Source organism: Klebsiella sp. D5A, from assembly GCF_001620885.1.
Lineage (GTDB): Bacteria > Pseudomonadota > Gammaproteobacteria > Enterobacterales > Enterobacteriaceae > Klebsiella > Klebsiella variicola.
This window is the reverse complement of record NZ_LOAR01000016.1, coordinates 113,415-119,921: the sequence shown is the minus strand read 5'-3', so window position 1 is coordinate 119,921 and position 6,507 is coordinate 113,415. Positions and strand designations below refer to the sequence as shown.

At 55.8% G+C, this 6,507-nt stretch carries 6 protein-coding genes; 4 read left to right on the top strand and 2 right to left on the bottom strand.

Annotated features, from left to right (window positions below; translation table 11 throughout):
• Positions 1–205: 205 nt before the first annotated feature.
• Positions 206–1,009: a 2,5-didehydrogluconate reductase DkgB gene (gene dkgB, locus AS136_RS21385; RefSeq protein ID WP_023322091.1), complete on the top strand. Its 804-nt coding sequence runs from the start codon at positions 206–208 to the stop codon at positions 1,007–1,009.
• Between the two features lie 45 nt (positions 1,010–1,054).
• Here the strand turns inward: dkgB and yafC are convergent, their stop codons facing one another.
• The gene (gene yafC / locus AS136_RS21380; protein WP_023322092.1) at positions 1,055–1,960 is read right to left on the bottom strand and encodes a DNA-binding transcriptional regulator YafC; all 906 of its coding nucleotides are present in this window, start codon (positions 1,958–1,960) and stop codon (positions 1,055–1,057) included.
• A gap of 104 nt (positions 1,961–2,064) precedes the next feature.
• On the opposite strand from yafC, the gene AS136_RS21375 reads away from it, so the two are divergent.
• The 3 genes from AS136_RS21375 (at position 2,065) to AS136_RS21365 (ending at position 5,013) form a co-directional block, all read left to right on the top strand.
• Complete coding sequence (locus AS136_RS21375) at positions 2,065–3,255, top strand: MFS transporter (protein ID WP_023322093.1); 1,191 nt, start codon at positions 2,065–2,067, stop codon at positions 3,253–3,255.
• Between the two features lie 102 nt (positions 3,256–3,357).
• A complete protein-coding gene (locus AS136_RS21370) occupies positions 3,358–4,155 on the top strand; it encodes an endonuclease/exonuclease/phosphatase family protein (protein WP_002889629.1) in 798 nt (265 codons plus the stop codon).
• A gap of 87 nt (positions 4,156–4,242) precedes the next feature.
• Complete coding sequence (locus AS136_RS21365) at positions 4,243–5,013, top strand: class I SAM-dependent methyltransferase (protein ID WP_008805251.1); 771 nt, start codon at positions 4,243–4,245, stop codon at positions 5,011–5,013.
• A gap of 58 nt (positions 5,014–5,071) precedes the next feature.
• Here AS136_RS21365 and mltD read toward each other — a convergent pair whose 3' ends face one another.
• A complete protein-coding gene (gene mltD, locus AS136_RS21360; RefSeq protein ID WP_008805252.1) occupies positions 5,072–6,439 on the bottom strand; it encodes a murein transglycosylase D in 1,368 nt (455 codons plus the stop codon).
• Between the last annotated feature and the right edge of the window lie 68 nt (positions 6,440–6,507).

Here is a 6,507-nt window from a genome sequence, read left to right as displayed (position 1 = left end):
CACGCAGGGGGTCGCGGGTTCGAGTCCCGTCCGTTCCGCCACTTATTAAGAGCCCTGAGCATTTGCTCAGGGCTTTTTTGTTTGATCTGTTCTCTATTATTGCTAATTCAGCAAAAATCCTCTGCATTAATCGCTCTTTTTCTCCTCCACACCATCAGCCATAATTTCATCCGTTAACCGAAATGAAGAAATAACGAGGAAAATCATGGCAATCCCTGCATTTGGTCTTGGCACCTTCCGTCTGAAAGATGATGTTGTTATCGCATCCGTAAAAACCGCGCTGGCGCTGGGCTATCGTGCTATCGACACCGCGCAAATCTATGACAACGAAGCCGCGGTGGGTCAGGCCATCGCCGAAAGCGGCGTGCCGCGTGATGAGCTGTTCATCACCACCAAAATCTGGATCGAAAACCTGAGCAAAGACAAACTCATCGCCAGCCTGAAAGAGAGCCTGCAGAAGCTGCGCACTGACTATGTTGATCTCACGCTGATCCACTGGCCGTCACCGAACGATGCGGTAGCTGTTGAAGAGTTTATGGCAGCCCTGATGGAAGCGAAGAAGCTGGGTCTGACCCGTCAGATCGGTATCTCCAACTTCACTATTCCACTGATGGAGCGCGCGATTGCCGCCGTTGGCGCTGAGAATATCGCGACTAACCAGATTGAGCTCTCGCCGTATCTGCAAAACCGTAAAGTGGTCGATTGGGCGCGTGAGCACGGCATCCATATCACCTCTTACATGACGCTGGCCTACGGTAAGGCACTGAAAGATGAAGTGATTGCCCGCATCGCGGCGAAACATGGTGCGACCCCAGCGCAGGTTATCCTGGCATGGGCGATGGGCGAAGGCTATGTGGTTATCCCATCGTCCACCAAACGTGACAATCTGGCCAGCAACCTGAAAGCGCAGGATCTGCAGCTGGATGATGAAGATCGTAAAGCGATCGCCGCACTCGACTGCAACGATCGTCTGGTGAGTCCGGAAGGTCTGGCTCCACAGTGGGATTAATCTCCCGCTTTCGGCATGCCGTTCGCACTGCCGTCTGAGACGATATTACGACAGCTCCTTCGGGAGCTGTTTGACGTGCTCACTTAGAAAGTCAATAAATGCCCTGATGCGCGTGCTGACCGCCCGGTCGCTGTAGTACACCGCACTGAATGGCATCTCCACCGGCAAGCGTTTGTCGGCAAGTAACTCCACAATCTCCCCACGGCCAATCTCTTTATCCACCATATAATCCGACAAACAGGCTATGCCGTTACCGGTCAGGCACAGCTGCTTGAGCGTTTCGCCGCTATTGGAGGACACCGCCGATTCGATCTCTAACAGCTGACCATCGCAACAGGAGACAGGCCAGGTATTCAGCGATACCGGCTCGGTGAACCCGAGGCAGTGATGCTGTTTCAGATCTGACGGATGCTGCGGCATACCGTAGCGCGCGACATAGTCTGGCGAGGCGACGATCTTACGATAGCTGGTAAATAGCGGTCGGGCGCGCAGGCTGGAATCCGTTAAGGTCCCGGCCCGAATGGCCACATCCACTTTTCGTTCAATCAAGTTAATAAACGTCTCTGAAGAGACGAGCGACAGCGTCATTTCCGGGTAGCGCTCGCGAAATGGCTTCACCAGCGGCATGAGAAAATGCAGCATCACCGGCGTCGCGGCATCCACCCGCAGCAGGCCCCGCGGCGTTGTGCGCGTTTCCAGCAGGTCATTCTCTGCTGCCGCCATTTCCTGCAAGACCACCTGCATCCGGCGAAAATAGCGCTCGCCTTCCTCCGTCAGACTGAGCTGGCGGGTGGTCCGATTGAGCAGGCTTACGCCTAGCTTTGATTCCAGCTTCTTGACCGCCCGGCTGACGGCAGAGTTGGCCTGTCCGAGCTGCTCGGCCGCCCGGCTGAAACTTCCGCTTTCCACCACCGCCACAAAGATGGCGATCTCCTCTGATGTGGCTCTCATTATTGCACCTGTAGCAAAATTCTATTGATACTTTGATAGTTTTTGTTATTTATACAAACCTTCATACTACGTGTCATCTTAATCCTGATGCTACGGAGTAAATTATGCCACTGGCGCTATTTGCCTTAACTATCGGTGCCTTCGCAATTGGCACCACTGAATTTGTGATTATCGGCCTGGTCCCGACTATCGCGCAACAACTCTCTATCTCTCTGCCTTCGGCGGGACTGCTGGTCTCTATCTACGCGCTGGGCGTGGCGATTGGCGCTCCGGTGCTGACGGCGTTAACGGGGCGTATGCCGCGTAAACAGCTGCTGCTGGCGTTGATGGTCCTGTTTACGGCGGGTAATGTGCTGGCCTGGCAGGCCCCGGGCTATGAAACACTGATCCTGGCGCGATTGCTGACCGGTCTGGCACACGGCGTGTTCTTCTCTATTGGCTCGACAATCGCCACCAGCCTGGTGGCAAAAGAGAAAGCCGCCTCGGCCATTGCTATCATGTTCGGCGGCCTGACGGTCGCGCTGGTCACCGGGGTGCCTTTCGGGACGTTCATCGGTCAGCATTTTGGCTGGCGGGAAACGTTCCTCGCGGTATCGATTCTGGGCGTGATTGCGCTTATCAGCAGTCTGCTTCTGGTACCGAATAATATTCCGGGCCGCGCCAGCGCCAGCCTGCGCGATCAGATGAAAGTCTTAACTCATCCTCGCCTGCTGATGATCTACGCCATTACCGCGCTGGGCTATGGCGGCGTATTTACCGCCTTTACTTTTCTTGCTCCGATGATGCAGGAGCTGGCCGGTTTCAGTCCGTCTGCGGTTAGCTGGATCCTGTTGGGCTACGGTGTCTCGGTCGCTATTGGCAATGTGTGGGGAGGCAAACTGGCCGATAAGCATGGCGCCGTCTCCGCGCTGAAGTTTATCTTCGCCGCGCTGGTTGTGCTGCTGCTGGTCTTCCAGTTGACCGCCAGCATCCACTATGCTGCGCTGGCAACGGTGCTGGTAATGGGTATTTTCGCCTTCGGCAACGTGCCGGGTCTGCAGGTATACGTGGTGCAAAAAGCCGAACAGTATACGCCTGGCGCCGTCGACGTCGCTTCCGGCCTGAATATTGCCGCCTTCAATATTGGTATTGCGCTGGGGTCCATCGTCGGCGGGCTGACGGTTGAACGGTATGGTCTGGCGCAGACGCCGTGGATTGGTGCGGTGATTGTGCTGGTCGCCCTGCTGTTGGTGGTGCTGAGCGGTCGTTTAGATAAATCGCCGCGCCGTTCGGCAGCGGTTTCTCTCGAAGGCTAAGGGTTTATCGCAAATTGCATTGAAAGTGGATGGGAAAATCCCTATAACAGAAGAACCAGTCGTTGTTGGGCTGGTTTCTGTTATTGAGGATTGATGCCCAAATTGCGAAAGAATACCTATGCCATGCGCTACGTCGCCGGACAACCTGCGGAGAGGATATTGCCTCCGGGGGCGTTTGCGGGCGTGAGTCCGGTTTATCCTGCCGGCACGCCGTTAAGCAGCGATGAAAAGATCCGCGTGCTGGTATGGAATATCTTCAAGCAGCAGCGTGCAGAGTGGCAGTCGGTCCTCAAAAATTTCGGCAAAGATGCGCATTTGGTCCTGTTGCAGGAGGCGCAAACCACCCCAGAACTGGTCAGGTTCGCGACTTCAAACTATCTGGCCGCCGATCAGGTGCCGGCGCTGGTATTGCCGCAGCATCCTTCCGGCGTGATGACGCTGGCCTCTGCTCACCCCATCTATTGCTGTCCGCTGCGCGAGCGCGAGCCTATTTTGCGATTGCCGAAATCGGCCTTAGTGACCGTTTATCCGCTGCCCGATGCGCGGCTGCTGATGGTGGTCAACATCCATGCGGTCAACTTTAGCCTTGGCGTCGATGTCTACAGCAAGCAGTTGCTGCCGATCGGCGATCAGATTGCCCATCACAGCGGGCCGGTGATTATGGCCGGGGACTTCAATGCCTGGAGCCGGCCGCGAATGAACGCGCTGTACCGCTTTGCGCGTGAGATGTCGTTACGCGAAGTTCGTTTCTCTGACGATCAGCGCCGCCGTGCGTTTGGTCGTCCGCTCGATTTTGTGTTCTATCGTGGGTTAAGCGTGCACGATGCTTCCGTGCTGGTGACCCGCGCCTCCGATCACAACCCGCTACTAGTCGAATTCAGTCCCGGCAAGCCTGATTAATTTAAGGTATGTCAGGCCTGCCATCGGGCAGGTCTGCGTTCAGCACGATGCTGCCCTAAATTACTCACACAACCGAAGGACAACACAATGACAACACGCTCTCACCATGACAACGTCGAAAAGCAGTTCGGCTCCCAGGCCAGCGCCTATTTGACCAGCGCCGTGCACGCCTCCGGGCGCGATCTGCAGCGGCTGGCGGAACGGCTGGCCGATTTCCCTCAGGCGAAAGTGCTGGATATGGGCTGCGGGGCAGGGCACGCCAGCTTTACCGCGGCGGGACAGGTTGCCGAGGTGACCGCCTATGATTTATCAAGCCAGATGCTGGAAGTGGTTACCGCGGCGGCAAAAGAGAAAGGCTTTAGCAATATCGTGACCCAGCAGGGATATGCTGAAACGCTGCCGTTCGCTGATGCCAGCTTTGATGTGGTGATTAGCCGCTACTCCGCGCACCACTGGCATGATGTCGGCCAGGCGCTGCGTGAGGTGAAACGTGTTCTCAAGCCGGGCGGGGTGATGATCATAATGGACGTGATGTCACCGGGTCATCCGGTACGTGATGTCTGGTTGCAGACCGTGGAAGCGCTGCGCGATACCTCGCACGTGCGTAATTATTCCAGCGGCGAGTGGTTGGCGCTGGCCAATGACGCAGGCCTGGTGATTAATCATTTATCGACCGATCGCCTGCCGCTGGAGTTCAGCTCATGGGTGGCGCGGATGCGCACCCCAGAGGCGCTGGTAGAAGCGATTCGCTTATATCAGCAGAGCGCTTCGGCGGAGGTCAAAGCCTACTTCGAATTACAGCAGGACGGGTCGTTTACCAGCGATACCATCCTGTTCGAAGCGCATAAAGCGGTTTAATACGGGCAACAAAAAAGGCACCGGGGAAGTCGGTGCCTTTTTATCGAACCCTGACGTATCAGGACTCTGGTCGATCGCTGTTTTTCACAAATAGCGTTAGCTGATCGCCAGGCCGCAGATTGTCGGTATCGCTGTTCCAGCGCATCACGTCGCGAATATTAACACCGTGACGCTTGGCGATGCTCGACAGCGAATCACCTTTGCGAACACGATAGGTGATGCTATCGCTGTTGTTCGCCAGGCGCTGTGCGCTGCTACCTGCGCCGACAACCAGACTCTGCCCGACTTTTAACCCTGAACCGCGCAGATTGTTCCACTGCTGCAAATCCCGGGTCGTGACGCCGAGACGCGAAGCAATCCCGGAAATCGTGTCGCCAGAACGTACCTTATAGCTACGGCTGGTCAGCGGCGTATTGTCCGCGAGCTGCGTTGGCTGCACGGCAGCAATGTCGCCAGAGGCCAGCGATTCACGCAGCTGAGCGGCGTGCTTCTGTGGCACCATGACGTACTTTGGCCCGCTAGCGCCCAGCGTTGACCCCTTTACGCCAGCGTTGAAGGTTTTCAGTTTGCTGACCGGCATTCCTGCCATGTCCGCGAGCTGAGAAATATCAACCGGGCTGTCGAGGCGAACGCGCGCCAGCGCACGGCTTTCATCGGCCGTAGGCAGCTTTACGCCGTAACGCTTGCTGTTTTTGAGAATGTCGCTCAACGCCAGCATTTTCGGTACGTAGATTTTCGTTTCATGCGGCAGAGACAGCGACCAGAAATCGGTGGGTTTACCACGCGAACGGTTCGCTTTTACTGCTTTCATGACCCGACCTTCGCCGCTGTTATAGGCTGCGACCGTTAATAACCAGTCGCCGTCGAACATTTTGTTCAGACGTTGCATCATGTCCAGCGCCGCGGTAGTAGATGCGACGACGTCACGACGCGCATCGTAACTGCGGGTCTGTTTTAAACCATAATTGCGCCCTGTGCTCGGAATGATCTGCCAAATGCCTGCGGCATTGGCGCCAGACGTCGCGTGTGGGTCAAAAGCGCTCTCCACTATGGGTAGTAATACCAGTTCCATTGGCATGTTACGTTTCTTAACCTGCCCGGCTATCCAGTACATATACGGCTCTGCCCGTAAAGTTACATCGTGGAGATAGCTCTTATTTCTTAAGTACTTCTGTTTCTGTTCGCGAATCCGGGGATTATCCGGTATTCCCATCTTTAGCTCGTCGCCTATGGAAGTCCACAGATCCTGGTCTTGCGCGTAGAAGGTTCCATCATCTAACCAGCGCGCTTGACTTGTGAACTTACCTGCTTCCCCTTGACCAGCCGCAGAAAGGCTCTGTGCTCGCTGTTCGACGGTGCCATCGTGCTTAGACGCCTGGCACCCCACCAGCAGGACAGAGGCGAGTAATATCGCTCGTGCCTTCATGTGTGTGTCAATAGTTGCTTAAAAGACGACCAAGGATAACGGCGAAGTTGGCCGATGACAAGAATTAA

Bases quoted from the DNA above. Each gene is read 5' to 3' on its own strand.
- dkgB (WP_023322091.1), top strand. From the start codon at position 206: ATGGCAATCCCTGCATTTGGTCTTGGCACCTTCCGTCTGAAAGATGAT.
- yafC (WP_023322092.1), bottom strand. From the start codon at position 1,960: ATGAGAGCCACATCAGAGGAGATCGCCATCTTTGTGGCGGTGGTGGAA.
- AS136_RS21375 (WP_023322093.1), top strand. From the start codon at position 2,065: ATGCCACTGGCGCTATTTGCCTTAACTATCGGTGCCTTCGCAATTGGC.
- AS136_RS21365 (WP_008805251.1), top strand. From the start codon at position 4,243: ATGACAACACGCTCTCACCATGACAACGTCGAAAAGCAGTTCGGCTCC.
- mltD (WP_008805252.1), bottom strand. From the start codon at position 6,439: ATGAAGGCACGAGCGATATTACTCGCCTCTGTCCTGCTGGTGGGGTGC.